The organism is Streptomyces sp. NBC_00385, from assembly GCF_035917155.1.
Classification (GTDB): Bacteria; Actinomycetota; Actinomycetes; order Streptomycetales; family Streptomycetaceae; genus Streptomyces; species Streptomyces poriferorum.
Genome location: NZ_CP107951.1, coordinates 7,203,783 through 7,228,898 on the forward strand (window position 1 = coordinate 7,203,783; position 25,116 = coordinate 7,228,898).

24 protein-coding genes are annotated in these 25,116 nt (G+C 73.0%); 18 read left to right on the forward strand and 6 right to left on the reverse strand.

Going from position 1 to position 25,116, the window contains the following annotated elements:
- The first annotated feature begins 58 nt into the window (after window positions 1-58).
- Complete coding sequence (locus OG959_RS32095; protein ID WP_326664124.1) at window positions 59-604, forward strand: helix-turn-helix domain-containing protein; 546 nt, start codon at window positions 59-61, stop codon at window positions 602-604.
- A gap of 17 nt (window positions 605-621) precedes the next feature.
- Here the strand turns inward: OG959_RS32095 and OG959_RS32100 are convergent, their stop codons facing one another.
- The gene (locus tag OG959_RS32100; protein ID WP_326664125.1) at window positions 622-1,770 is read right to left on the reverse strand and encodes a TDT family transporter; all 1,149 of its coding nucleotides are present in this window, start codon (window positions 1,768-1,770) and stop codon (window positions 622-624) included.
- Window positions 1,771-1,840: 70 nt separating this feature from the next.
- On the opposite strand from OG959_RS32100, the gene OG959_RS32105 reads away from it, so the two are divergent.
- Both OG959_RS32105 and OG959_RS32110 read left to right on the forward strand, forming a co-directional pair.
- Window positions 1,841-2,773: a LysR family transcriptional regulator gene (locus tag OG959_RS32105; RefSeq protein ID WP_326664127.1), complete on the forward strand. Its 933-nt coding sequence runs from the start codon at window positions 1,841-1,843 to the stop codon at window positions 2,771-2,773.
- A gap of 66 nt (window positions 2,774-2,839) precedes the next feature.
- Window positions 2,840-3,787 carry an aminoglycoside phosphotransferase family protein gene (locus tag OG959_RS32110; protein ID WP_326664129.1) on the forward strand — a complete coding sequence of 316 codons (948 nt, stop codon included), beginning with the start codon at window positions 2,840-2,842 and terminating at the stop codon, window positions 3,785-3,787.
- Between the two features lie 17 nt (window positions 3,788-3,804).
- Here OG959_RS32110 and OG959_RS32115 read toward each other — a convergent pair whose 3' ends face one another.
- Window positions 3,805-4,869 (reverse strand): methyltransferase domain-containing protein, encoded by a 1,065-nt coding sequence (locus OG959_RS32115; RefSeq protein WP_326664131.1) that lies wholly within the window; start codon window positions 4,867-4,869, stop codon window positions 3,805-3,807.
- 181 nt (window positions 4,870-5,050) lie between these two features.
- Window positions 5,051-5,743, reverse strand: coding sequence for a gamma-glutamyl-gamma-aminobutyrate hydrolase family protein (locus tag OG959_RS32120; RefSeq protein WP_326664133.1), 693 nt, complete (start codon window positions 5,741-5,743; stop codon window positions 5,051-5,053).
- A 114-nt stretch (window positions 5,744-5,857) separates the two neighbouring features.
- Between OG959_RS32120 and OG959_RS32125 the strand changes: the two genes are divergently transcribed.
- From OG959_RS32125 to OG959_RS32140, 4 genes are read left to right on the forward strand one after another with little or no spacing between them, the layout of a single operon-like run.
- Complete coding sequence (locus tag OG959_RS32125; RefSeq protein ID WP_326664135.1) at window positions 5,858-7,225, forward strand: glutamine synthetase family protein; 1,368 nt, start codon at window positions 5,858-5,860, stop codon at window positions 7,223-7,225.
- An 8-nt stretch (window positions 7,226-7,233) separates the two neighbouring features.
- On the forward strand, window positions 7,234-8,598 hold the full coding sequence (locus OG959_RS32130) for an aldehyde dehydrogenase family protein (RefSeq protein ID WP_326664137.1): 1,365 nt from the start codon (window positions 7,234-7,236) through the stop codon (window positions 8,596-8,598).
- A 6-nt stretch (window positions 8,599-8,604) separates the two neighbouring features.
- On the forward strand, window positions 8,605-9,393 hold the full coding sequence (locus OG959_RS32135; protein WP_326664138.1) for a 3-oxoacyl-ACP reductase: 789 nt from the start codon (window positions 8,605-8,607) through the stop codon (window positions 9,391-9,393).
- A gap of 31 nt (window positions 9,394-9,424) precedes the next feature.
- Complete coding sequence (locus tag OG959_RS32140) at window positions 9,425-10,354, forward strand: DUF2510 domain-containing protein (RefSeq protein WP_326664140.1); 930 nt, start codon at window positions 9,425-9,427, stop codon at window positions 10,352-10,354.
- A 16-nt stretch (window positions 10,355-10,370) separates the two neighbouring features.
- Here the strand turns inward: OG959_RS32140 and OG959_RS32145 are convergent, their stop codons facing one another.
- Window positions 10,371-11,573, reverse strand: coding sequence for an amino acid deaminase/aldolase (locus tag OG959_RS32145; RefSeq protein WP_326664142.1), 1,203 nt, complete (start codon window positions 11,571-11,573; stop codon window positions 10,371-10,373).
- A 667-nt stretch (window positions 11,574-12,240) separates the two neighbouring features.
- Here OG959_RS32145 and OG959_RS32150 point away from each other — a divergent pair.
- Both OG959_RS32150 and mycP read left to right on the forward strand, forming a co-directional pair.
- Window positions 12,241-12,999: a hypothetical protein gene (locus OG959_RS32150; protein WP_326666762.1), complete on the forward strand. Its 759-nt coding sequence runs from the start codon at window positions 12,241-12,243 to the stop codon at window positions 12,997-12,999.
- A complete protein-coding gene (gene mycP / locus OG959_RS32155; RefSeq protein WP_326664144.1) occupies window positions 12,996-14,189 on the forward strand; it encodes a type VII secretion-associated serine protease mycosin in 1,194 nt (397 codons plus the stop codon). The genes OG959_RS32150 and mycP overlap by 4 nt, the downstream gene beginning before the upstream one ends.
- A 7-nt stretch (window positions 14,190-14,196) precedes the next feature.
- Here mycP and OG959_RS32160 read toward each other — a convergent pair whose 3' ends face one another.
- On the reverse strand, window positions 14,197-15,123 hold the full coding sequence (locus tag OG959_RS32160) for a serine hydrolase (RefSeq protein ID WP_326664146.1): 927 nt from the start codon (window positions 15,121-15,123) through the stop codon (window positions 14,197-14,199).
- Window positions 15,124-15,209: 86 nt separating this feature from the next.
- Here OG959_RS32160 and OG959_RS32165 point away from each other — a divergent pair, with 86 nt between their 5' ends.
- Both OG959_RS32165 and OG959_RS32170 read left to right on the forward strand, forming a co-directional pair.
- On the forward strand, window positions 15,210-15,938 hold the full coding sequence (locus OG959_RS32165) for an SseB family protein (RefSeq protein WP_326664148.1): 729 nt from the start codon (window positions 15,210-15,212) through the stop codon (window positions 15,936-15,938).
- A gap of 92 nt (window positions 15,939-16,030) precedes the next feature.
- Entirely contained in the window at window positions 16,031-16,738 is a 708-nt protein-coding gene (locus tag OG959_RS32170; protein ID WP_326664149.1) for an MIP family channel protein, read from the forward strand.
- A gap of 77 nt (window positions 16,739-16,815) precedes the next feature.
- Here OG959_RS32170 and OG959_RS32175 read toward each other — a convergent pair whose 3' ends face one another.
- Complete coding sequence (locus OG959_RS32175; RefSeq protein ID WP_326664155.1) at window positions 16,816-17,178, reverse strand: DUF1844 domain-containing protein; 363 nt, start codon at window positions 17,176-17,178, stop codon at window positions 16,816-16,818.
- Between the two features lie 341 nt (window positions 17,179-17,519).
- Here OG959_RS32175 and infC point away from each other — a divergent pair, with 341 nt between their 5' ends.
- From infC to pheT, 7 genes are all read left to right on the forward strand, one after another.
- Entirely contained in the window at window positions 17,520-18,230 is a 711-nt protein-coding gene (infC, locus tag OG959_RS32180) for a translation initiation factor IF-3 (protein ID WP_326664157.1), read from the forward strand.
- A gap of 121 nt (window positions 18,231-18,351) precedes the next feature.
- Complete coding sequence (gene rpmI, locus OG959_RS32185) at window positions 18,352-18,546, forward strand: 50S ribosomal protein L35 (protein WP_003970213.1); 195 nt, start codon at window positions 18,352-18,354, stop codon at window positions 18,544-18,546.
- Between the two features lie 107 nt (window positions 18,547-18,653).
- Window positions 18,654-19,037: a 50S ribosomal protein L20 gene (gene rplT / locus OG959_RS32190; protein ID WP_003970214.1), complete on the forward strand. Its 384-nt coding sequence runs from the start codon at window positions 18,654-18,656 to the stop codon at window positions 19,035-19,037.
- Window positions 19,038-19,147: 110 nt separating this feature from the next.
- Entirely contained in the window at window positions 19,148-19,990 is an 843-nt protein-coding gene (locus OG959_RS32195; RefSeq protein WP_326664159.1) for a TrmH family RNA methyltransferase, read from the forward strand.
- A 122-nt stretch (window positions 19,991-20,112) separates the two neighbouring features.
- Window positions 20,113-21,264 (forward strand): sensor histidine kinase, encoded by a 1,152-nt coding sequence (locus OG959_RS32200; protein WP_326664161.1) that lies wholly within the window; start codon window positions 20,113-20,115, stop codon window positions 21,262-21,264.
- A gap of 126 nt (window positions 21,265-21,390) precedes the next feature.
- A complete protein-coding gene (gene pheS / locus OG959_RS32205; protein ID WP_145762505.1) occupies window positions 21,391-22,518 on the forward strand; it encodes a phenylalanine--tRNA ligase subunit alpha in 1,128 nt (375 codons plus the stop codon).
- Window positions 22,518-25,028: a phenylalanine--tRNA ligase subunit beta gene (gene pheT, locus OG959_RS32210; protein ID WP_326664163.1), complete on the forward strand. Its 2,511-nt coding sequence runs from the start codon at window positions 22,518-22,520 to the stop codon at window positions 25,026-25,028. The genes pheS and pheT overlap by 1 nt, the downstream gene beginning before the upstream one ends.
- Window positions 25,029-25,116 lie beyond the last annotated feature (88 nt).

Sequence of the window (25,116 nt, forward strand, 5' to 3'; positions counted from 1 at the left end):
ACGGTGTGCGTAAGGTGCTCGCAGCCGGAAGGATGGCGAGTCGGGAGGGAGCCGGACAATGGACGACAAGGAAACACTCCGGGTGGGTGCCGCGGTCCGCCGACAGCGCAGATCCCTGGGACTCACCCTGGCCGCGGTCGCCGCGCGCAGCGGCCTGTCCGTGCCGTTCCTCAGCCAGATCGAGAACGAGCGGGCCAGGCCCAGTGCCCGTTCCCTGGACCGGGTCGCCGAAGCCCTGGAGACCACCACCGCGCGCCTGCGCGCGGCGGCGGACTCGGCGCGCGCGGTCGATGTCGTGCGGGGCGGGCAGGAGGACGGCGTGCGCCGGGTGGTGCGCGGCCGCCATCAGCTCAGTGCCCTCGAATTCACCGGGGAGCTCGACCTGGGGCGCGAGTTCCAGCACCGCAACGACGAGGTGATGTACGTCGCGGAGGGCGCCGCCGAGGTCGAGGCCGAGGGCCAGGCCTACCGGCTGGAGCGCGGCGACACCCTGTTCCTCTCGGGCGGGGTTCGTCACCGCTGGCGCGCCACCGTGCCCGGCACCCGGCTGCTGTGCGTCGCCGTCGCCGAGCACATCGACGCCACCTTCGACCCGCGGCGCTGAGCTGAGGACGGCCCGGGTCACGCGGCCCCGGCCGTCACCGGCGCGGCGCCCCGAGGCGCCGCGAGCAGCGCCCCGCTGAGCAGCCCGCGCACGGTCCGCGCCCCGGCCACCGCCCAGGCCGCCAGCAGCAGCACGTACAGGGCCACGGCCAGCCAGGTGAACGCCGCCAGACCGGTGTGCCGGGCCAGACCGGCTGCCCCCGTCACACACGTACCGACGGGGAAGGTGAATCCCCACCACGTCATCGCGAACGTCATGCCGCCCCGCACCGCCCGCACCACGAGGGCGCCGGACAGGGCCAGCCACAGCAGCGCGAACCCCATGACCGGCACCCCGTACAGCACCGCGAACGCGCCGAGCGCCGAGGCGTACGGCGCCTGGATCGCACCCGGCGCCACATCGGCCAGCGCGTTGACCGCGGTCGTCGACTGGCCCAGCGGGCCGAGCACCAGGAACAGCGTGGGCGTCAGCACGAGCGGCAGGGGCCCTTGGTGGACGAGCCTGGCGAAGACCAGCGGCAGCATCACCAGGGTCGCCAGCAGGCTCATCCCGAACATCGCGTAGCAGGCGAGCAGCAGCGCCTCCCGCCACTGGCCCGCCGGAAGCTCCTGCACCAGCAGCGGCCCGAGTGCGGCGGAGACCATGGGTGCCACCACCGGCAGCAGCCACACCGGCGACGCGGTGCCCGGCTCCGTCCGGTGGCGCACGATCATCAGATACGGGATCGCCACGGCGGCGGCCAGCCCGGTCAGGGTGCCCGCGGTGTACAGCAGCACATCCAGGGCGAGCGCCGCCCGATGTCCGATCACGTCCCTGCCGACCACCATCCCGGACCCGCCGACGGCCAGCAGCGCCATCGACAGACAGCCGTAGAACGGTGCGACCGCCGGGTCCAGGAGATGGGCACGGGCCTGGTCGCGGTGGGCCGTCCAGTGCCCGGCGCGGGCCGCGAGCACGGCGGCGAGCAGCACCGCGGAAAGCACCCACACCGTCGCGCAGGCCGCCCGCAGCCCGGGGATGTGCACGGGCAGGGCGACGCCCGCACTCGCCACGATCGCGGTGCCCATGACGGTGGCGTACCAGTTGGGGCCGAAGTGCCGCAGGGCCGGCCGCCGCACGGCGGCGGAGTACGGGGGAGCGGTGCGGGTCTGCGGAAAGATGGCCATGCCACGATTCTCGGCACCCGGTCCGTCCCCCACCAGGGAGTCCCGGCCTATGAGGTCATAAGGTGGACTTATGACCAGCGACGCGCCCGCCCTCCTCTCCCACCGGGTTCCCGACCTCGGCGCCCTGGAGCTGCTCCTCGCCGTCGCCCGGCACGGCAGCCTGGGACGGGCCGCCCGGGACGTCGGCATCACCCAGCCCGCCGCCAGCAGCCGCATCCGCTCGATGGAACGACAGCTGGGCCTCGCCCTCCTCGACCGCTCGCCCCGCGGCTCCCGTCTCACCGATGCGGGGGCGCTCGTCACCGACTGGGCGCGTCGGGTCGTCGAGGCCGCCGAGGCGTTCGACGCGGGCGCCCAGGCGCTGCGGGACCGCCGGGACTCCCGGCTGCGGGTCGCCGCGTCCATGACCATCGCCGAATACCTGCTCCCGGGCTGGCTGATCGCGCTGCGCGGCGCACGGCCCGGCACCGCGGTCTCGCTGCTCGCCGGCAACTCCGCGGTGGTCGCCCAGCGTCTGCTGACCGGTGAGGCGGATCTCGGCTTCGTCGAGGGCCTGTCCGTGCCGGAGGGGCTCGACGGCACCGTCATCGCGCACGACCGCCTCGTCGTCGTGGTCGCGCCCTCGCACGCCTGGGCCCGCCGCCGCACCCCGCTGACCCCGGGCGAGCTGGCCGCGACCCCGCTGATCCTGCGCGAGCGCGGCTCCGGCACCCGCCAGGTCCTGGACGCCGCCCTCGCCGTGCACGGGGGACTGGCCCAACCGCTCCTGGAGCTCTCCTCCACCACGGCGGTGAAGGGGGCGGCGGAGAGCGGCGCCGGGCCCTGCGTCCTGAGCGAACTGGCCCTCGGCGAGGAACTCTCGGCCCGGCGGCTGGTCAAGGTCCCGATCGCCGGGGTCCGCCTGCGCCGCCAGCTCCGCGCCGTCTGGCCGGCGGGCCACCGCCCCACGGGGCCGGCCCGCGACCTGCTCTCCCTGACGCGGTCGAACCCCGCTGCCGACTGAGCCACGCGGTCGCAGCCGCCCAAAATCCGCTGGCCCGCCCGCAGGCCGCGCCACAAGGATGGGCGCATGACCGTGACCGCACCGCCCGCCACCGGCGTCCGCCACCACTGGGCCGACCTGCCGGACACCGTACGCAACGCCGTCCAGGACATCCTCGGGGCGCCGGTCGTCGAGGCCCGCAGCCAGAGCGGCGGCTTCTCGCCCGGGGTCGCCGCCCGGGTCCGGCTCGCGGACGGGGGCCGCGCCTTCGTGAAGGCCGTGAGCGCCGAGGTCAACCCCGACAGCCCGGACCAGCATCGTGCCGAGGCCCGGAACACCGCGGCGCTCCCGCCGCACGCCCCCGTACCGCACCTGCTCGGCTCGTACGACGACGGCACCTGTGTCGCCCTCGTCCTGGAGGACGTCGAGGGCCGCCAGCCCCGCGTCCCCTGGGACCCGGCCGAGCTGGACCGTGTCCTGACGGCCGTCGGTGAGCTGACGCGTGCGCTCACCCCGGCCCCGGTCGACGCGCCCTCCGCCGCGACGGGCAAGACCACGATGTTCACCGGCTGGCGGACCCTGCACGCGGCGGGTGACACCGCGCGGCTGGACCCCTGGGCGGCCCGCCGGCTCGGCGCACTCGCGGAACTGGAGTCCGGCTGGGAGGAGCCCGCCACCGGCGACAGCCTCGCCCACGGCGACCTGCGCGCCGACAACATCCTGCTCACCGAGGACCGCGTCGTCTTCGTCGACTGGCCCCACGCGATGCGCGCGGCGCCCTGGTTCGACCTGCTGACGATGCTGCCGTGCGTGGCGGCCCAGGGCGGCCCGGACCCGGAGGCCACCTTCACCGCCCACCCGCTCGGCCGGGACGCCGACCCCGCCGGGGTCACCGCCGTACTTGCCGCGCTGGCCGGCTACTTCGTCGCACACTCGCTGCGCCCGGACCCGCCGGGCCTGCCGACGCTCAGGGCGTTCCAGGCGGCCCAGGGCGCGGCCGCGGTGGCCTGGCTACGGGGCCGGCTCACCGGGTGACGGCACCGGACGCGGCCTCACCGCCGCGCCACGTAGTAGACGTTCAGGATGTCGCCCTCGACCCGCTGGGTGTCGATCCGGCCGAACCCCGCCTCGCCGAGCATCTTCCGGGCGGTCTGCTCACCCCATACGGTGCCCAGACCCTCACCGCCCTCGCCCAGCGAGACGCTCATGCAGTAGAAGACCGAGAACGTGTACAGCGCCGGGCCGAGCGGATGGTCGATGTTCTCCTCCAGACGGCTGGACGCCGCGATGTCCCCCATCAGGAACACACCGTCCTCCGCCAGCGCGGCGGCGACACAGGCCAGCGCGCGGGCCGGCCGGGCCAGGTCGTGGATGACGTCGAACGCCGTGATCAGGTCGTACGCTCCCGACACCTCGGCGCAGTCGCCGATGTCGAAGGCGGTGTTGGCCAGCCCCAGCGCGGCGGCCTCGGCACGCGCGGCGGCGATGCCCTCCTCGGACATGTCGAGCCCCTGGAAACGGCTCGCCGGGAAGGCCCGGGCCAGGACGTTGACCGCGTGGCCGTGACCGGTGCCGATGTCCAGCACCTCGATGCCCGAGCGCAGCCGCTCCGTGAGACCGGGCACCAGCGGAACGATCCCGTTCACGAGAGCGAGGTCGAAGACCTCACCGGACTCCTCCGCCTGAAGGCCCTGGAACCGCGGATACGCCGAGTACGGCAGCCCGCCCCCGGTACGGAACGCCTCCAGCACCTGCTGTTCGACCTCGCCCATCATGCCGAAGTCCTGCGCGATCCTGGCCAGATTGTCCGGCCCGGCCGCCCGTGTCAGCGAGGCGGCGTGCTCGGGCGGCAGCGCGTACGTGCCCTGCTCGGGCTCGTAGTCCACGAAGCCGCCGACGACCATCGCGCCCAGCCACTCCCGGACGTAACGCTCGTTCAGGCCTGCGGCCCGTGCGATCTCCGCACTCGTGGCCGGTGCCATTGCGGCCATCCGGTCGAACAGACCGCTCTGGTGACCCAGGCCCGCCATCAGACCCAGGCAGGTGTCGTTCACCACCTGGACCATGCGGCCCGCGAACGCTTCCTGCTTCACCGCATCCGGTGCTGTGACGGACATCGTTCCTCCTCTCGGTACCGGGCCACGAGAAGGAGGCGGGACAGAGGGCCGGCCGCGCTCACGGCGGGCGGCCCGACGAGACGGCGACGCATACTCTTCTTCAGGCCACGCTACGCCGCCCGGACGCCGGCGGCCGCCCGGGCCGGAGGCCGTTTCCGCGGGTCCACCGAGCGCCCCCGCCTCAGCCCGCCGACGCCGCCACCAACGCCCCCATCACCCGCACGTCGTCGCCCATCTCCGGATGCCACTGCACCCCGAGCACCCACCCCGGCCCCGGCAGCTCGACCGCCTCCACCGTGCCGTCCGCCGCATGCGCCGAGGCCACCAGCCCCGCGCCGAGCCGGTCCACGGCCTGGTGGTGGTAGGCGGGTACGTCGCAGGGGCCGGGCGCCACGGAGGCGTACAGCGTCCCCGCGACCGGCGTCACCGGGTGCGTACCGAACACCCCGGTCGCCCCGTCCGGCCCCGTGTGCCCGTCCAGATGCTGCGTCAGCGTGCCGCCGAGCGCCACGTTGAGCATCTGCATCCCGCGGCAGATCCCGAGCAGCGGCGTACCCGACTCCAGCGCCGCCCCGATCAGCGCCGCCTCCCAGCCGTCCCGCTCCGGCGCGGGCGGCCCGGTCCGCGGGTCGCGCTCCGCCCCGTACCGCCCGGGATCCACATCGGGTCCGCCCGCCACCACCACCGCGTCGAGCCGGGCCACCACCGAAGCCGCGCACTCCGGCGCGTCCGGCGGCAGCAGCACCGCCACCCCGCCCGCCTCCCGGACCAGCCGGGCGTAACCGGCGGGCAGGAGCGTCGCCGGAAGGTCCCAGACGCCCCAGCGCGCCGAAGCCACCAGATAGGTACTGATCCCGATCACAGGACGGTTCATCGGACGCCTCACTTCACTCGCACGGCACGCGGAACGAACCGGCACCGTATCCAAATCCCTTGCCCCGCCCGTAGATTTGGATCATCTGTCGGCCCGCGAGGAGAGGATCCATCCGTGTCCGACCGAACAGCCCCGCTCGCCGTCGAGGAACTCCGCCTCCTCGTCGACAGCGGTGAGATCGACACCGTGGTCCTGGCCTTCCCCGACATGCAGGGACGCCTCCAGGGCAAACGCTTCGCCGCCGAATTCTTCCTCGACGAAGTCGTCACGCACGGCACCGAGGGCTGCAACTACCTCCTCGCCGTCGACACCGACATGAACACCGTCGACGGGTACGCCATGTCCTCCTGGGACCGCGGCTACGGCGACTTCGCCATGCACCCCGACCTCACCACCCTGCGCACGGTGCCCTGGAACGAGGCCACCGCGATGGTCACCGCCGATCTCGCCTGGGCCGACGGCTCGCCCGTCACCGCCGCGCCCCGCCAGATCCTGCGCCGCCAGCTGGAGCGCCTCGTCGAGCACGGCTACACGGCCCACGTCGGCACCGAGCTCGAGTTCATCGTCTTCAAGGACACCTACGAACAGGCCTGGGACCGCGGCTACCGCGACCTGACCCCGGTCAACCAGTACAACGTCGACTACTCCGTCCTCGGCACCGGCCGCGTCGAACCGCTGCTGCGCCGCATCCGCAACGAGATGGCGGGCGCGGGACTCACCGTCGAGTCCGCCAAGGGCGAGTGCAACCCCGGACAGCACGAGATCGTGTTCCGGTACGACGAAGCCCTGGTCACCTGCGACCAGCACGCCGTCTACAAGACGGGCGCCAAGGAGATCGCCGCGCAGGAGGGCGTCGCGCTCACCTTCATGGCCAAGTTCAACGAGCGCGAGGGCAACTCCTGCCACATCCACCTCTCGCTCCGCTCCACCGGCGCGCCCGGACGCAGCGTCATGGCGGACACCGACGGCACCATGGCCCCGGTCATGCGCCACTTCCTGGCCGGCCAGCTCGCCGCCCTGCGCGACTTCTCGCTCCTGTACGCGCCGAACATCAACTCCTACAAGCGCTTCCAGCCGGGCTCCTTCGCGCCGACCGCCGTCGCCTGGGGCCACGACAACCGCACCTGCGCCCTGCGCGTCGTCGGCCACGGCCAGTCCCTGCGCCTGGAGAACCGCCTCCCCGGCGGCGACGTCAACCCGTACCTCGCCGTCGCCGGACTCGTCGCCGCGGGCCTGTACGGCATCGAGCACGCACTGGAACTCCCCGAACCGTGCGAGGGCAACGCCTACGCCGCCGCGTACGACCACGTCCCCACCAGCCTGCGCGAGGCGGCCGGACTCTGGGAGCACAGCGAGATCGCCCGCGAGGCCTTCGGGGACGAAGTCGTCGCGCACTACCGCAACATGGCACGTGTCGAACTCGACGCCTTCGACGCAGCGGTGACCGACTGGGAGCTCCGACGCTCCTTCGAACGCCTGTGAGGACCCTCTTGATCCGCGAGCACCAGGTACTGAACCCGGCGACGGAGGAACTCCTCGCCACCGTCCCCGCCACCACGGCGGCCGAGGTGCACACCGCCGTCGGCCGCGCCGCCGCGGCCCAGCAGGTGTGGGCCGCGCTCGCCCCCGCCGACCGGGCCCGGCTGCTGCGCCGGTTCGCCGCCGTCGTCGACTCCCACACCGAGGAGCTGGCCGGGCTGGAGGTCCGGGAGGCCGGCCACACGATCGGCAACGCGCGCTGGGAGGCGGGCAACGTCCGCGATCTGCTCGACTTCGCCGCCGGGGGAGTGGAGCGGCTCAGCGGCCGGCAGATCCCCGTCCCCGGCGGCATCGACCTCACGCTGCTCGAACCCCTCGGCGTCATCGGGGTGATCGCCCCCTGGAACTTCCCCATGCCGATCGCCGCGTGGGGCACGGCCCCCGCCCTCGCGGCGGGCAACGCCGTGATCCTCAAACCCGCCGAGACCACTCCGCTGACCGCGCTACGGCTCGCGGAACTCGCCCGGGAGGCAGGCCTTCCCGACCACCTCTTCCAGGTACTGCCGGGCGCCGGAGAGGAGGCCGGCAACGCCCTCGTCGAGCACCCCGGAGTCGCCAAGATCGTCTTCACGGGCTCCACCCGTGTCGGGAAACAGATCATGGCCAAGTGCGCCGGACACGTGAAGCGGGTCACCCTCGAACTCGGCGGCAAGAGCCCCAACATCGTCTTCGCCGACGCCGACCTCGAATCTGCCGCTGCCGCCGCCCCGCTGTCCTTCCTCGACAACGCCGGCCAGGACTGCTGCGCCCGCACCCGGATCCTCGTCCAGCGCTCCGCGTACGACCGTTTCCTGGAGCGCCTCGCCCCGGCACTCGCCGCGGTCGTCGTCGGCGACCCCGCCGACGAGAAGACGCGGATGGGCCCGCTCATCTCACGTACCCAGCTGGAACGGGTACGGGGCTACGTCCCCGAGGACGCCGCCGCGCTCCGCGGCAGCGCGCCCGAGGGCCCCGGGTTCTGGTTCCCGCCGACCGTCCTCACCGGCGTACCCGCACACGCGCCCGTGGCCACCGAGGAGGTCTTCGGACCGGTCGCCGTCGTCCTGCCCTTCGACGACGAGGCGGACGCCGTCCGGCTCGCCAACGCCACCGAGTACGGCCTCGCGGGCTCTCTCTGGACCCGCGACGTGGGACGCGCGCTGCGCGTCGCGCAGGCCGTCCGGGCAGGCAACCTCTCCGTGAACTCCCACTCCGCGGTCCGCTACTGGACCCCGTTCGGCGGCTTCAAACAGTCCGGCCTCGGCCGGGAACTGGGCCCGGACGCCCTCACCGCCTTCACCGAAACCAAGAACGTCTTCCTCAGTACGGAGGCCTGAACCGGTATGACCACGGACAACGGGAACATCTGCCGCCGCCTCGTAGGCCGCACCGCCGTCATCACCGGCGCCGGCAGCGGCATCGGCCTCGCCACCGCCCGCCGGCTCGCCTCCGAAGGGGCGCACGTGGTCTGCGGCGACATCGACGAGACCGCGGGCAAGGCGGCCGCCGAAGCGGTCGGCGGCCTCTTCGTACGCGTGGACGTCACCGACCCCGAACAGGTCGAGGCCCTGTTCAAGGCGGCGTACGACACCTACGGCTCCGTCGACATCGCCTTCAACAACGCGGGCATCTCACCGCCCGACGACGACTCCATCCTCACCACCGGACTGGAGGCGTGGAAGCGCGTTCAGGACGTCAACCTCACCTCCGTCTACCTGTGCTGCAAGGCGGCCCTGCCCTACATGCGGCGCCAGGGCCGGGGCTCGATCATCAACACCGCCTCCTTCGTCGCCAGGATGGGGGCGGCGACCTCCCAGATCTCGTACACCGCCTCCAAGGGCGGCGTGCTGGCCATGTCGCGCGAACTGGGCGTCCAGTTCGCCCGTGAGGGCATCCGGGTCAACGCCCTGTGCCCGGGGCCGGTGAACACCCCGCTGCTCCAGGAACTCTTCGCCAAGGACCCGGAGCGGGCGGCGCGCCGGCTCGTGCACATCCCACTCGGCCGGTTCGCCGAGGCGACCGAGATCGCGGCTGCCGTCGCGTTCCTGGCGAGCGACGACTCCTCGTTCGTCAACGCCACCGACTTCCTCGTCGACGGCGGGATCTCCGGGGCGTACGTCACACCGCTGTAGGGCCCCGGCGCCGGGAACCTAGGGTGGGGCGATGAGCAACGCGACACCGCCCGGCTGGTATCCGGACACGGCCGCTCCCGGCAACGAGCGGTGGTGGGACGGGACAGCCTGGACCGCCCACACGCGCCCGTCCGCCACCGTGATCCAGCGGCCCGTGTCCGGCCGGGGCGACGGCGGGGGCGGTGCCTCGGCCGCCAGGACCGTCGCGCTCGTCGCCACCGGCGTGGCGGTCGTCGTGGTGGCCGTGACCGGCGCGATGCTGCTCAACCGGGGCGACGGGCCCGCACCCACCACGACCCGGTCGGACCGTTCCGCCCCGAGCCCCGCAGACACCGCCGCCGGAGCCTCCGGCGACGCCGGCCCGTCGCCGGAGCCCTCAGCGGCCGGCGAGGACCCCCACGTGCTCGTCGACCAGCTCAACGGCATCACCCTGCCGATTCCCGACGGCTGGGAGCGGCCCGAGAACACCGTCGAGCAGCTGCTCACGATGCGCACCACCGGCTCCTACGACTGCCCCGGCGCCTCCTCGGCGTTCTGCTATCACGGCACCGTGACCACCCGCACGCCGAGCGGCACCGGCATCACCGCTCCCGAGGCGCTCGCCCGGCAGGACATCGGGGCCGCCGCGGACCGGGCGTACGAGGAGGACGCCGTCGGCCGGCGGATCCACGGCGGGATCGTCTCCCACCGCGAGATCGCCGCAGGCTCGGTCAGCGTCGCCGGCCGCACCGGCTACCGGGTGCGCTGGCGGGTCGTCACCGCCAAGGGGCCGGGCGGCTATGTGCAGTCGCTCGTCTTCCCGTCAGCCGTCGGCAGCGAATCACCCGTCGTCGTCCGCTACGCCTTCGACGCAGGCCCCGACGGTCCGCCGCTCGCGCTCATGGACACCCTCACCCAGGGCATCCGGCCCATCGGCGACAGCGAGACCGGCGGCGGCGTCGGGAGCTCCGTAGGCCCCTGAGCAACCCGCGGACGGCTCAGAGGAACGTACGGCCCTCGCCCCGGTACGTCGGCACGGTCGCCGTCACCCGGTCCCCCTCGATCAGCTGGAGCTCGTCGAACCGCTCGCACAGCTCACCGGCCTTCGCGTGCCGGAACCACACCTTGTCGCCGATCAGCAGATCGTCGGCCGCGGCGCCGAGCAGCGGGGTCTGCACCTCGCCGGGGCCCTCCTGCGGGTCGTAACGCAGGCCCTCCGGCAGATACGGGACCGGCAGCCGGTCCGCCCCCGCGGCTCCGGAGGCCGGATAGCCGCCACCGAGCACCGTCACCACGCCCACCCCGGGCCGGCGCACCACTGGCTGGGCGAACAGGGCTGCCGGGCGCGCCGTGAACGAGGTGTAGTTGTCGAACAGCCGCGGCACGTAGAGGCCGGAACCGGCCGCGATCTCCGTGACCGCGGCCTCCGCCGCGGTGTGCTGCACGCTCCCGGTGCCACCGCCGTTCACGAACTCAAGGTCCGGCGCCACGGCCCGTACCGCCCGCACCACCTCGGCCCGCCGGGCCGCCAGCTCCCGGCGGCCCGTGGCCTGCATCAGCCGGATCGCCCGGGAGCGCAGCGGCCGTCCCGCGAGCGAGTCGCCGACCCCCGCGATATGCCCCTCGTACGCCATCAGCCCCACCAGCCGGAAACCGGGCCGGCGGACGACGGACCTGGCCAGCTCCGCCAGCTGGGCGGGGGAGCGCAGCGGCGAACGCAGCGCCCCGATCCTGACCCGGCCGCCGAGCATCCGCAACGAGGTGTCCAGCTCCAGACAGACCCGGATCTCCTCCGTGCCCCCGGCCCGCGCCGCGTCGATCAGCTCCAGCTGGGAGTGGTCGTCCACCATCACGGTCACGGCGGCGGCCAGTTTCGGATCGGCGGCCAGCTCCGCGAAGGCCGAGCGGTCGGCCGAGGGATAGGCGAGCAGGACGTCCTCGAACCCGGCTCGCGCCAGCCACAGCGACTCGGCGAGGGTGAACGACATGATCCCGGCGAACCCCGGCCGCGCCAGCACCCGCTCCAGCAGCGCCCGGCAGCGCACCGACTTGCTCGCCACCCGGATCGGCTTCCCCGCCGCACGCCGGACGAGATCGTCGGCGTTGGCGTCGAACGCCTCCAGATCGACGACGGCGATCGGGGCGTCGAGATGGGCGGTGGCCCGGTTGTAACGGGTCCGGTCAGCGGTACGGGCAGTCATGGCCGCAGCTTGCCAGACGCCTGTACCGCTGGGTAGGGGGATGATCTGCGCAGATCGCTCGCCTGCCCGGCGGCCCGCTCCCACCATGGCCTGTGCAGCCCGTAGAGTGACGGACACGCGGCGAGCAACAGGCCTGCCGGTGCAGCCGATCCGCGTGCGGTACGGAACGGACCAGGGGGGGCGGATGAGTACCGAGGCGCAGCGCGCTCCCGTCCCGCCACGCCCGACCACCCCGCCGCTCGCCCCGGACACCACCGCCCCGGCCAGCCCCGACACCCCGCCCCGGGACGACCGCGCATCCGAGCCCGCCACGAGCGCCCCGGCCGCACCCCCGTCCCGGACCCCGGCCCCGCCGGTCCCGTCCCGGCCCCCGTCCACCACCGAGCCCCCGGCCGCGGCGACCCCCGTGGAGACGACCGCCCGCCTGCGCCCCGTCCCCCCGGCACGGCCCGCCCAGGCGCCCGCGCCCTCCACCACCCCGGCGTTCCCGCCCCGCCCGCCCGCCGCACCCCCCGCGGCGACCCGGCGGCGGCCCGTGGGCGCCGTGGAACTCGGCGGCCCGCCGGTCCCGCCCGGGGCAGCCGCCCCGTACCCGTACCGGCCCCCGCACATCCACCCCCCGGCCGAGACGCCCGCCGAGACCACCACCCGGCTCCGGCCCGTACACATCCGGCACCCCTTCAGGACGGCGGCCGCCGCGGTCTGCGTCGTGCTCGGGCTCGGGCTGATCGGCGGGGCCGCCACCGGCAGCTGGCTCATCAGCGACTCCTCGGCCGATCCCGCCGCCCACAGCGCCTACACCGTCGGCCGCGAGGCATGGCACAGCATCCCGGTCGACACGCTCTTCCCCCGGACGATCGAGGGCGACGGCGCGGGTCCCGGCGGTGCCGACCGGGTCTGGACCAGGATCGCCGTGGCCCCGGACAGCGGCTGCACGGGCGCACTCGACCCGCTGCTGCTCAAGACCCTCCGGCCGGTCGGCTGCGTCCGCCTGCTCCGCGCCACGTACACCGACGCGACGAGCAGCAGCGTCACCACGGTCGGAATGGTCTTCACCGAGGCCGACACGGACGCGATGCGTGCGCTCGGGTCCCGGTACACGGGGGAACACCTCGACGCCCGCACCGACCTGATGCCGCGCGCGTACCCGGTGAAGAACAGCCCCGCCGCAGGATTCGGCGACTCGCAACGTGCCAGCTGGACCGTGCACGTACTGACCGAGGTACCCGTCGTGGTGTTCGCCGTCTCCGGTTTCGCCGACGGGCGCAAGGTCACCGATCCGCAGCCGGCGGAGAAGGCCATGGCGGTGAACGCGACGACGGCGGCGGCCCAGGCGGGACTCGGGCACGAGGCCAAGGGCGTGGCCGACCGCGTCGAGCGGGGACTGCGCAGAACCGTCGCCGATCTCACGGAGAAGCCCGAATGACCCGCCGCCCGCGCCCCCGCAGACTCCTCGGCGCGGTCTGCGCCGCCACCGCGTTCGCGCTGCTGCCCGCGGTCCCGGCCGGGGCGGACACCATCCGGGCCCAGCAGTGGGGCCTGGACGCCCTCCACACGGACCGGGCCTGGCAGACCACCCGCGGCAAGGGCATCACCGTCGCCGTCGTCGACACCGGGGTCGACGGCAGCCTGCCCGACCTGACCGGACAGGTGCTCCCCGGCAAGGACATGATCGGCTTCGGCGCCGGACGAGGCGACCGCTCATGGGCCAGGCACGGCACCGCGATGGCCGGGATCATCGCAGGCCGGGGCCACGGCAGCGGAGACGGCGAGGGCGTCATCGGCATCGCGCCCGAGGCGAAGATCCTCCCCGTCCGGGTCATCCTCGAAGCGAGCGACCCGGCCCGCGCCAAGGCCCGCAAGACCCGCGGCACCGCCCTCGCCGACGGCATCCGCTGGGCCGCCGACCACGGCGCCGACGTCATCAACCTCTCCCTCGGCGACGACAGCGAGTCCGCGCACCCCGAACCCGGCGAGGACGCCGCCGTCCAGTACGCGCTGAAGAAGGGCGCGGTCGTCGTCGCCTCGTCCGGCAACGGGGGCGCCAAGGGCGACCACATCTCGTACCCGGCCGCCTACCCGGGCGTGATCGCGGTCGCCGCGGTCGACCGCTACGGCACCCACGCCTCGTTCTCCACCCGCCGCTGGTACGCCACCGTGAGCGCGCCAGGGGTCGGCATCGTCGTCCCCGCACCCGACCGCAAGTACTACGTGGAGTGGGGCACCTCCGCCGCCTCGGCGTTCGTCTCCGGCGCGGTCGCGCTGGTGCGTGCCGCGCACCCCGGCCTGACGCCCGCCCAGATCAAGAAGCTCCTCACGGACACCGCCCGCAGCTCCCCGTCCGGCGGCCGCGACGACGCCCGGGGCTACGGCATCGTCGACCCGGCCGCGGCCATCAAGCAGGGCGGCTCCCTGAGCCCCGCCGGGCTGCGCACCGACTCCGCCGCGGCCGGCTACCGCAAGCGGTACTTCGGCGCCGGCCCCACCCCGCCCCGGGTGGACGACGGCCCCGCCGGCTGGTTCGCCCCGGCGGCCGGCGGCCTCGGCGCGGTCCTGCTGGCCCTGGCCGTCGTCCTGTGGCGCGGTCGGGGCGGCCGTTCCGTCCCCCGCCGCTGACCGGGCCTCACCCGGCGGTGCCGGTCCGCACCACCTTCACCGCCGCCTTCGCCACCGCCTCCACGAGCGCGACGCCCGCCTCCTTGGTCGGCTGACCGCCGGACAGTACCGCCACCAGGTAGGTCCGCCCGTCCGCCGTCACCTGCCCGATGCTGTTGATGTTCCACAGCCCGGTGGCGGTACGCGGCATCCAGCCGTTCTTGAGCGCCCAGGCACTGCCCGCCGCCGACACCCCCCACTGCTGGTCGGCCTCGACCTGCGTCATCAGCCCCCGCAGATACGTCCGGGACGCCTGACTCAGCTCCGTGTCCGGGTCCGTGCCGAACACCGCCTCCAGCAGCGTCAGCTGATCGGCCGCGGTGGTCCGGGTCAGCCCCCAGGCCTGCGCGGCCGTCGTCGAGGTGAGACCGAGCCGCTCGTTGGCCGCGTCCAGGGCGGACGCCCCGCCCACGGCCGCCAGCAGCGCGGTGGCGGCTTCGTTGTCGCTCCGCTCGATCATCGCGACCGCGTGAGCGCGTTCGCCGACCGTCAGCACACGGTCCTCGTCCTGGGCCCGGAGCAGCAGCGCCGCGAGAATGTCGACCTTGACGATGCTCGCGGTGTCGTACGCCGCGTCCTCGCCCCCGTACACCGCCCGCGTTCCACTGCCACCGTCCAGGACGGCCACCGACACGGCCGCCGTGCCCGAACCGGCCAGCAGCGGCTCGACGGCCCCGGCCAGTTCCGCGTCGAGTTCCACCACCGGCTCCTCGCTCGTCGCCGCGACCGGGGCGGGCGCGGCCGATGGGACGGACGATACGGAAGCGGCGGCGGCGGGCGCGTGATCCGGCGACCGGCCGGCCAGATAGGCGCCCCCGGCGGCCGAACCGGCCAGCACGACCGTGGCCGCCACGGTCGCGGACAGCGCGGATCTGCGGATTCTGTGTCGGGGCATGACCCGGACGCTAGGAACCGCAGCTGAGAGCAGGCTGAGTCCGACCTGTCGGCGGGATGAGAATGCCCAGGCACTACGCTCGCCCTGTGGCGCAGAAGAACATTCCGGACCCCGGATACTCCGACGACGACGGCACGGCCGACCCCGCCCTCACCGCGGCGCTCGCCGCCTGGGCCGAGGACCGCAAGGCCGTGGGCCCGGTACTCGAAGCACTCAAGGGAGCCCGCCTCCTCGTTCCCGTGGTGGCCGTCCTCGGCGAGGTGGAGGAGGACGAGAAGGGGCTGCGCCGGGAGAAGACCAGCGACATGGCGGTCCCCACTCTCCAGGCCGGTGACCGCCGCGCCCTGCCCGCCTTCACCTCCACCGCCGCACTGGCCCGCTGGGACCCGCAGGCCCGCCCCGTCGCGGTACCCCTGCACCAGGCGCTCCAGGCCGCCGCGCACGAGAAGGCCGACACGGTGGTGCTCGACCTCGCCGGGCCGGTGGCCTTCGAGCTGGCCGGCTCCGCCCTGCGTGCCCTCGCCGAGGGCCGTACCAGTGCCGACCCGCTCGACGACCCCGCCGTCACGGCGGCGGTGCGTGACGCCGTCGCCGCGGAGCCCGCGGTGCTCCGCGCCCACCTCGGACCGGGCCGCGCCGACGGCACCCTCGCCCTGGTGCTGGAGGCGGACGCCGATCCCGCGGAGGCGGCCGGCCGGGTCGCGCGGTCGCTGGCGGCGAACGAGGTGCTGCGTGCCCGGCTCGTCCGTGGCCTGGACCTCGCGCTGCTCCCGGCCGACGTACACACGCCCGGTGAGGCCCTGTTCACGCGCTGATCACCCGACCGGCCCAACGCGCGCAAAGCAGTCACACGCCGGAGAATTGCTGGGAAATCTGACGATTCTCCCGATTTTCGCGAGGTGGTTGTATGCAGACGCGGACAGTTGTGTCGGAGTTTCTCGGCACACTGCTGCTGGTTTTCTTCGGAGTCGGGTCGGCGGTGCTCGGCGCCGAGTACATCGGGACGGTCGGCATCGCCCTGTCCTTCGGCTTCGTGCTGCTCGCCCTCGCCTACGCGCTGGGCCCGATATCCGGCTGCCACCTCAATCCGGCGGTGACGCTGGGGATGCTGACCGCCCGGCGGATCGACGTGCGGACGGCGGTGACGTACTGGATCGTCCAGCTTCTCGGCGGCATCGCCGGTGCGGCCGTGCTGTTCCTGCTCGCCAAGCAGGTGCCGGGACTGAAGACGAGCGGGACGTTCGGCAGCAACGGCTACGGCGACCGCTCGGACGTGCACCTGAGCATGGGCGGGGCCTTCCTCGCCGAGGTGATGCTGACGTTCCTGCTGGTCTTCGTCGTGCTGGCGGTGACCCACAAGGTCGCCGTCATCGGCTTCGACGGTCTGCCCATCGGTATCGCGCTCGCCGTGATCCACCTGGTCGGCATCCCGCTCACCGGTACCTCGGTCAATCCGGCGCGGAGTCTGGGCCCGGCGCTGTTCGCGGGCGGCGCGGCGCTCTCCCAGCTCTGGCTGTTCCTGGTGGCCCCACTGGTCGGCGGAGTGGCCGCGGCGCTCGCGCACCGGCTGACCCACCCCGTCCCCGGGCCGCAGTCGCAGCCCGTCCGGACCTGATCCGTCGCGGACGCGGTGAGCCCCCTGCCGGGTCGGGCAGGGGGCTCACCGTGTGGAAGAGGCGGAACGGAGCAGGATCAGCCGAAGACCGGGCCGGTGTACTTCTCGCCGGGGCCCCGGCCGGGCTCGTCCGGTACGAGCGAGGCCTCGCGGAAGGCGAGCTGCAGGGACTTCAGGCCGTCGCGCAGCGGTGCCGCGTGGAAGGAGCTGATCTCCGTCGTGCTGGCGTCCAGCAGGCCGGCCAGCGCGTGGACCAGCTTGCGGGCCTCGTCGAGGTCCTTGTGCTCGTCGCCGTCCTCGGTCAGTCCGAGTTTCACGGCGGCGGCGCTCATCAGATTGACCGCGACCGTCACGATCACCTCGACCGCTGGCACCTCCGCGATGTCGCGGGCCATCTCGTCGAAGCCGGGGGAATCACTGGTGGGGGTCGCGTCGCTCATGCGCCATACGATAGGCCCACGGCAGACCCGCTCCGTCTGCGGGAGTGCCGTACCACCACTGGTTAGCGCACGCCCGGGGGAGCTGCTAACCTTGTGTAACGACCGGCTGGGCATCTATGTGCCCGGCCCACAAGTGGAGGCTCCGATCTCCCACCTGACCGTCCCCAGGACGGCGGGTCATCCGGTCAGGTGGCGCCCATCGTTCCGTACGGACGATGGAGCCGCCCGATGCGCCCCGCGGTTGACCGCGGCGGTGTTCCGGTTGTTCAGGAGCCCCGCCTGTGTCCCGGTGGGGCTTTTTTCATGGTCCCGCACGGTTGGTCTGTCGAAACAGACGTTACGTGGCTGTCCGCCAGGCGGCCGCGTGGTGCTACCGAGGAGGATCCATCAGCGCCGAGCCCCGCATCAACGACCGGATTCGCGTACCCGAGGTGCGACTTGTCGGTCCCAGCGGCGAGCAGGTCGGGATTGTTCCGCTTGCCAAGGCCCTGGAACTCGCACAGGAGTACGACCTCGACCTGGTCGAGGTGGCGGCTACCGCCCGTCCGCCCGTGTGCAAGCTCATGGACTACGGGAAGTTCAAGTACGAGTCGGCCATGAAGGCCCGTGAGGCGCGCAAGAACCAGGCGCACACGGTCATCAAGGAGATGAAGCTCCGGCCGAAGATCGACCCGCACGACTATGACACCAAGAAGGGTCACGTCGTCCGGTTCCTCAAGCAGGGCGACAAGGTCAAGATCACGATCATGTTCCGTGGTCGTGAGCAGTCCCGCCCCGAGCTGGGTTTCCGACTGCTTCAGCGTCTCGCTTCGGACGTGGAGGAACTCGGCTTCATCGAGTCCAACCCGAAGCAGGACGGCCGGAACATGATCATGGTTCTGGGCCCGCACAAGAAGAAGACCGAAGCCATGGCCGAGGCCCGCGAGGCCCAGGCCGCCCGCAAGGCGGAGCGTCAGGGATACACCCCCGACGCCGAGGCTGCGGACGAGGCTGCCGAGGCTCCCGCCGAGGCGACCTCCGAGGCTCCGGCCGAGACACCTTCCGAGGCGTGACCTCAGGGGGCTGCCATCCAGGCGCCCCCCGGGCCCCCCCGGAATCCCACCAAGATCTGACGCCCCTGCAGTCCGGTGCCCGCACCGAGAGGGGCGCCACTGACGAGGAGAGAACGGCGCGATGCCGAAGAACAAGACGCACAGCGGTGCCAGCAAGCGCTTCAAGATCACCGGCTCCGGCAAGGTGCTCCGCGAGAGGGCCGGCAAGCGCCACCTGCTCGAGCACAAGTCGTCCAAGAAGACCCGCTCGCTGACCGGCACGGTCGTCGTGGCTCCGGCCGACGCCAAGAAGATCAAGAAGCTTCTCGGCAAGTGAGGCCGTCGTCCCCGGTGACACCGGGGACGCGCCCTCGATCCGACCGGGACCAATTCGTTTCCGGGCCGTGTGAGTACAACCACGGCCCCGCTACAAGGAGTTAACAAGTGGCACGCGTCAAGCGGGCAGTCAACGCCCACAAGAAGCGCCGGGCAATTCTCGAGGCCGCCAGCGGTTACCGCGGTCAGCGCTCGCGCCTGTACCGCAAGGCCAAGGAGCAGGTCACCCACTCCCTGGTCTACAACTACAACGACCGCAAGAAGCGCAAGGGCGACTTCCGTCAGCTGTGGATCCAGCGCATCAACGCCGCTGCCCGCCAGAACGGCATGACGTACAACCGCCTCATCCAGGGTCTGAAGGCCGCCAACATCGAGGTGGACCGCAAGATCCTGGCCGAGCTCGCGGTCAACGACGCCAACGCGTTCGCCGCTCTCGTCGAGGTTGCCCAGAAGGCCCTCCCGAGCGACGTCAACGCCCCGAAGGCCGCCTGATCCAGGCCGTACTTCTTGGCTTTTGAGCCGGACCCGCAGGCGCACGTCGTCTGCGGGTCCGGTGCGTTGCAGACCCAGCACCTTCGTCACCAGAGAGGCTCGCCGCCGACATGGGCACCCCCGAACTGATCTCCTCGCGATCGCCACGGGTCGCCGCCGCCCGGCGGCTGGCCAGGCGCAACTTCCGCGGCAAGGAGCGCAGGTTCATCGCCGAGGGGCCGCAGGCCGTACGTGAGGCCGCGGATCACCGCGGCAGCGACGGCGAGCCGACCCTCATCGAGCTCTTCGTCACCGTCGAGGCCGCCGAGCGGTACGAAGCCATCGTCGACGCCGCCCACGCGGCGGGCGCCCGGGTACACCTCGCCGACAGCGAGGTCCTGGCCGACGTGTCCCAGACCGTCACCCCGCAGGGCCTGATCGGCGTCTGCCGCTTCCTGGACACGCCCTTCGAGGCCGTCATCGCCGCCCGGCCGAAGCTGGTCGCCGTCCTGGCGAACGTCCGCGACCCCGGGAACGCCGGCACGGTGCTGCGCTGCGCCGACGCCGCGGGCGCCGACGCGGTCGTCCTCACCGACGCCTCCGTGGACCTGTACAACCCGAAGTCGGTGCGCGCCTCCGTCGGCTCGCTCTTCCATCTGCCGGTCGCCGTCGGCGTGCCCGTCGAGCAGGCCGTGCGGGGGCTGCGGGACGCGGGCGTACGGATCCTCGCCGCCGACGGCGCGGGCGAGGACGACCTCGACGACGAGCTCGACGCCGGCACCATGGGCGGGCCCACCGCCTGGGTCTTCGGCAACGAGGCCTGGGGGCTGCCCGAGGAGACCCGGGCGCTGGCCGACGCCGTCGTACGCGTACCGATCCACGGCAAGGCGGAGAGCCTCAACCTCGCCACCGCCGCCGCCGTCTGCCTGTACGCCTCCGCACGCGCCCAGCGCACCCGCCCCGGCGCCTCCTGAACCGTCCCGCGCCCCCGCCACCGGCCCACGGGCCCCCGCAGGGTGTCGCTCCGTCACCGCCGACTAGTAGGGTGACGAACTCGGGGGCCCACTGCACCGGTTCGAGAGGTGGGTACGGGAATATGGCTGTCGGCATGAGCGGGCCGCGGGCGCGAGCGGAGGCCGTCGTGCGCCCCGCCGAGGAGCCGGACGGGGACACCGCCGCGGGCATCGGATCCGGTGGCCAGGCCCTGGATCCGGACGACCTGCCCGACGGGCTCGTCGTCGCGGACGAGACCGGCCGGGTCATCTGTTTCAACTCCGCCGCCGCGCGGATCACCGCCGTGCCCCGGGCCGCCGCACTCGGCCGCCCCCTGGAACACGCCCTCCCGCTGGAGGACCTCAAGGGCCGCCGCTGGTGGGAGCTGACCGACCCCTACGGCGGCCTCGCCACCCGCGTCGGCCAGCCCGAACGCAACCTGCTGCTGCCCGGCGGCCGCGAGGTCCTCGTCTCCGCCCGCTATGTACGCGAGAGCCCGACCGGCCCCGTACGGCGGCTGGTGGTCAGCCTGCGCGGCACCGAGGCCCGCCGCCGCAACGAACGCAGCCACGCCGAACTCATCGCGACCGTCGCCCATGAGCTGCGCTCGCCGCTGACGTCCGTGAAGGGCTTCACCGCCACGCTGCTGGCCAAATGGGAGCGGTTCACCGACGACCAGAAGCGGCTGATGCTGGAGACCGTCGACGCCGACGCCAACCGGGTCACCCGCCTGATCACCGAGCTCCTGGACATCTCCCGGATCGACTCGGGGCGCCTGGAGCTGCGCCGCCAGCCCGTGGACCTCTCCGCAGCCGTCGAACGCCACGTCCAGGCCCTCACCGCCTCCGGCCAGGACCCCGCCCGGTTCCTCGTCCGCACCTGCCAGCCGCTGCCCGTCGTGTGGGCGGACCCGGACAAGGTCGACCAGGTCCTCGGCAACCTGCTGGAAAACGCGGTGCGCCACGGCGAGGGAACCGTCACCATCGAGGTGGCACCCGCACCGGCCAAGAGCGACGAGAAGGGAACGGCGGTCACCGTGAGCGACGAAGGCCCCGGCATCCCCGAGGAGTCGATGGGCCGCGTCTTCACCCGTTTCTGGCGGGGGAGCAAGCGCGGCGGCACCGGCCTGGGCCTCTACATCGTCAAGGGCATCGTCGAGGCGCACGGCGGCACCATCACGGTCGGCCGCGGCCCCGGGGGCGGCGCCGAGTTCCGATTTATTCTGCCCGTGAGCACGCCGGCCTACATGAAGTAGAGGGGCCTGAGCGGACCACGGGCGGCCCACACATCCTGTGGCCCTTAGACTCGACCTTTGGCACCTTTGCGTCCTCCGGTCGTCGAGCGGGGCCGCGCCACCAGCCAATCGGAAGTACGGGAAGAGATGTCGGCACCGAACAAGTCGTACGACCCAGTCGAGGTCGAGGCACTGAAACCGGAAGAGATCGAGCGCATCCGGGACGAGGCGTTCGCTGCCTTCGCCGCCGCGGGCGACCTCGACGCGCTCGCCCAGGCGAAGACCGCGCACACCGGTGGGACCTCGCCCCTGTCACTCGCCAACCGCGAGATCGGCGCGCTGCCGCCGCAGGCGAAGGCCGAGGCCGGCAAGCGCGTGGGCCAGGCCCGCGCCGCCGTGGGCAGGGCGCTGGCCGCTCGCCAGACGGAGCTGGAGGCCGAGCGGGACGCCCGGGTCCTGGTCGAGGAGGCGGTGGACGTCACGCTGCCGTACGACCGCACCCCGGCCGGCGCACGCCACCCGCTGACGACGATCATGGAGCGCGTCGCCGACGTCTTCGTGGCCATGGGCTACGAGGTCGCCGAGGGCCCCGAGGCCGAGGCCGAGTGGTTCAACTTCGACGCCCTGAACTTCGTGCCCGACCACCCGGCCCGGCAGATGCAGGACACCTTCTTCGTCGAGGGCGCCGACGGCGCGAAGAACGACGAGTCCGGTGTCGTGCTGCGTACGCACACCTCGCCGGTCCAGGCCCGCACCCTGCTCGACCGCGAGCCCCCCGTCTACGTCGTCTGCCCCGGCCGCGTCTACCGGACCGACGAGCTCGACGCCACGCACACCCCGGTCTTCCACCAGATCGAGCTGCTCGCCGTCGACGAGGGCCTCACCATGGCCGACCTCAAGGGCACCCTCGACCACATGGTCCAGGCGCTCTTCGGCCCGGACATGAAGACCCGGCTGCGGCCGAACTTCTTCCCGTTCACCGAGCCGTCCGCCGAGATGGACATGGTCTGCTACGTCTGCCGCGGCGAGTCCGTCGGCAACCCGGACCGCCCCTGCCGTACCTGCGGCAGCGAGGGCTGGATCGAGCTCGGCGGCTGCGGCATGGTCAACCCCAAGGTGCTCATCGCCTGCGGCGTCGACCCCCAGAAGTACAGCGGATTCGCCTTCGGGTTCGGCATCGAGCGGATGCTGATGTTCCGCCACAACGTAGAAGACATGCGAGACATGGTCGAAGGCGATGTCCGGTTCACCCGGCCCTTCGGGATGGAGATCTGATGCGCGTCCCGCTTTCCTGGCTGCGGGAGTACGTCGACCTGCCGCCCACCGAGACCGGCCGTGACGTACAGGCCAAGCTCGTCGCGGTCGGCCTGGAGGTCGAGACCGTCGAGCAGATCGGCGCCGGACTCAAGGGTCCGCTCGTCGTCGGCAAGGTGCTGACCATCGAGGAGCTGGAGGGCTTCAAGAAGCCCATCCGCTTCTGCACGGTCGACGTCGGCTCCGCCAACGGCACCGGTGAGCCGCAGGAGATCGTCTGCGGCGCCCGTAACTTCGCCGTGGGCGACAAGGTCGTCGTGGTCCTGCCCGGCGCCGTGCTGCCCGGCGACTTCGCGATCGCCGCGCGCAAGACGTACGGCCGGACCTCGCACGGCATGATCTGCTCCACCGACGAGCTCGGCATGGGCGACGACGGAACGCACGGCATCATCGTGCTGCCGCCGGAGCACGAGGTCGGCACCGACGCGATCGAGCTGCTCGAGCTCGTCGACGAGGTCCTCGACATCGCCGTCACGCCCGACCGCGGCTACTGCCTGTCGATGCGCGGTGTCGCCCGCGAGACCGCCATCGCCTACGGCCTGCCGCTGCGCGACCCGGCGCTCCTGGACGTGCCCGCGCCGAACGCGTACGGCTACCCGGTCAAGGTCTCCGACCCGATCGGCTGCGACCGCTTCACCGCACGCACCGTCGTCGGTCTGCAGCCCGAGGCCCGGTCCCCGATCTGGATGCAGCGCCGGCTCCAGAAGGCCGGGATGCGGCCGATCTCGCTCGCCGTCGACGTCACCAACTACGTGATGCTCGAACTGGGCCAGCCGCTGCACGCCTACGACCGGACCCGGATCGACGGTCCGATCGGAGTGCGCCGCGCCGAGCAGGGTGAGAAGCTCACCACGCTCGACGGCACGGTCCGCGTCCTGGACGCCGCCGACCTCGTCATCACCGACAACCGCGGTCCGATCGGCCTCGCGGGCGTCATGGGCGGTGCCAACACCGAGATCGCCGACGCCTCCGAGGACGCGCACACCACCGAGGTCGTCATCGAGGCCGCGCACTTCGACGCGATCTCGATCGCCCGGACCGCGCGCCGCCACAAGCTGGCCTCCGAGGCGTCCAAGCGCTTCGAGCGGGGTGTCGACCCGCAGGCCGCGGCAGCGGCGGCGCAGCGCACCGTCGACCTGCTGGTGCTGCTCGCCGGCGGCACCGCCGAGGCGGGCGTCACCGAGGTGAGCGCCCCGTCCGGCCCCCGCACCATCACGATGGCGGCCGACCACCCGGACAAGGTGGCCGGCGTCGCGTACGGCCGCGAGACCGTCGTACGCCGCCTCCAGGAGGTCGGCTGCGACGCCTACGGGCAGGACGAGCTCCTCGTCACGGCCCCCTCCTGGCGGCCCGACCTGAACGAGCCGAACGACCTCGCCGAAGAGGTCATCCGGCTGGAGGGGTACGAGAACCTCCCCTCCACGCTGCCGACCCCGCCGTCGGGCCGCGGGCTCACCGACCGTCAGCGGCTGCACCGCCGCGTCGGCCGGGCCCTCGCGGGCGCAGGCTACGTCGAGGCGCTGAACTACCCGTTCACCGGCGAGGCGGTCCTGGACCAGCTGGGCCTGGAGGCGGACGACGCGCGCCGCCGCACGGTCAAGCTCGTCAACCCCCTCTCCGACGAGGAGCCGTCGCTGCGCACCACGCTGCTGCCGGGCCTCCTCGGCGCACTGCGGCGCAACGACGGCCGCGGCAGCCACGACCTCGCGCTCTTCGAGACCGGCCTGGTCTTCCGGCCGACCGGTCAGGAGACGAAGCCCGTCCGGCTGCCCGTCGACCGGCGCCCCTCGGACGAGGAGATCGCCACGCTCGACGCCGCGCTGCCGCGTCAGCCGCGCCGCGCCGCGGTCGTCCTCGCGGGCGCCCGCGAGCAGGCCGGCTGGTGGGGCAAGGGCCGCCCGGCGGACTGGGCGGACTCCGTCGAGGCCGCCCGGACCATCGCCCGTGAGGCCGGTGTCGACCTCACGGTCCGCGCCGACCAGCACGCGCCCTGGCACCCGGGCCGCTGCGCCGCGCTGTATGTGACGGTCGACGGCGAGGAGACCCTCTTCGGGCACGCCGGCGAGCTGCACCCGCGTGTCATCAAGGAGCTCCACCTGCCCGAGCGCACCTGCGCCATGGAGGTCGAGCTCGACGTCCTGGAGCAGGCCGCGGACGGCGCGCTCCAGGCGCCGCGGATCTCCACCTTCCCGGTGGCGACCCAGGACGTCGCCCTGGTCGTCGGCCAGGACGTGCCCGCCGCCGACGTGGAGCGGGCGCTGCGTGAGGGGGCGGGCGAACTCCTGGAGTCGCTGCGCCTGTTCGACGTGTTCACCGGCGAGCAGATCGGCGGGGGCCGCAAGTCCCTGGCGTACGCACTGCGGTTCCGTGCCGCGGACCGCACGCTGACCGTCGACGAGGCGAGTGCCGCCCGTGACGCGGCGGTGGCCCTGGCCGCCGAGCGTACGGGCGCGGTGCTGCGCGGCGCGTAACGGCGCATCCGCACACTGAGGAGGGGCGTATCCGGCCACCGGATACGCCCCTCCTGTGTGCTCGCCCAGGGGCGGTGGACCGCACGCG

Coding starts and splice junctions, on each gene's coding strand:
- OG959_RS32095 (WP_326664124.1), top strand. CDS start 59: ATGGACGACAAGGAAACACTCCGGGTGGGTGCCGCGGTCCGCCGACAG.
- OG959_RS32100 (WP_326664125.1), bottom strand. CDS start 1,770: ATGGCCATCTTTCCGCAGACCCGCACCGCTCCCCCGTACTCCGCCGCC.
- OG959_RS32105 (WP_326664127.1), top strand. CDS start 1,841: ATGACCAGCGACGCGCCCGCCCTCCTCTCCCACCGGGTTCCCGACCTC.
- OG959_RS32110 (WP_326664129.1), top strand. CDS start 2,840: ATGACCGTGACCGCACCGCCCGCCACCGGCGTCCGCCACCACTGGGCC.
- OG959_RS32115 (WP_326664131.1), bottom strand. CDS start 4,869: ATGTCCGTCACAGCACCGGATGCGGTGAAGCAGGAAGCGTTCGCGGGC.
- OG959_RS32120 (WP_326664133.1), bottom strand. CDS start 5,743: ATGAACCGTCCTGTGATCGGGATCAGTACCTATCTGGTGGCTTCGGCG.
- OG959_RS32135 (WP_326664138.1), top strand. CDS start 8,605: ATGACCACGGACAACGGGAACATCTGCCGCCGCCTCGTAGGCCGCACC.
- OG959_RS32140 (WP_326664140.1), top strand. CDS start 9,425: ATGAGCAACGCGACACCGCCCGGCTGGTATCCGGACACGGCCGCTCCC.
- OG959_RS32145 (WP_326664142.1), bottom strand. CDS start 11,573: ATGACTGCCCGTACCGCTGACCGGACCCGTTACAACCGGGCCACCGCC.
- mycP (WP_326664144.1), top strand. CDS start 12,996: ATGACCCGCCGCCCGCGCCCCCGCAGACTCCTCGGCGCGGTCTGCGCC.
- OG959_RS32160 (WP_326664146.1), bottom strand. CDS start 15,123: ATGCCCCGACACAGAATCCGCAGATCCGCGCTGTCCGCGACCGTGGCG.
- OG959_RS32170 (WP_326664149.1), top strand. CDS start 16,031: ATGCAGACGCGGACAGTTGTGTCGGAGTTTCTCGGCACACTGCTGCTG.
- OG959_RS32175 (WP_326664155.1), bottom strand. CDS start 17,178: ATGAGCGACGCGACCCCCACCAGTGATTCCCCCGGCTTCGACGAGATG.
- rpmI (WP_003970213.1), top strand. CDS start 18,352: ATGCCGAAGAACAAGACGCACAGCGGTGCCAGCAAGCGCTTCAAGATC.
- OG959_RS32195 (WP_326664159.1), top strand. CDS start 19,148: ATGGGCACCCCCGAACTGATCTCCTCGCGATCGCCACGGGTCGCCGCC.
- OG959_RS32200 (WP_326664161.1), top strand. CDS start 20,113: ATGGCTGTCGGCATGAGCGGGCCGCGGGCGCGAGCGGAGGCCGTCGTG.
- pheS (WP_145762505.1), top strand. CDS start 21,391: ATGTCGGCACCGAACAAGTCGTACGACCCAGTCGAGGTCGAGGCACTG.
- pheT (WP_326664163.1), top strand. CDS start 22,518: ATGCGCGTCCCGCTTTCCTGGCTGCGGGAGTACGTCGACCTGCCGCCC.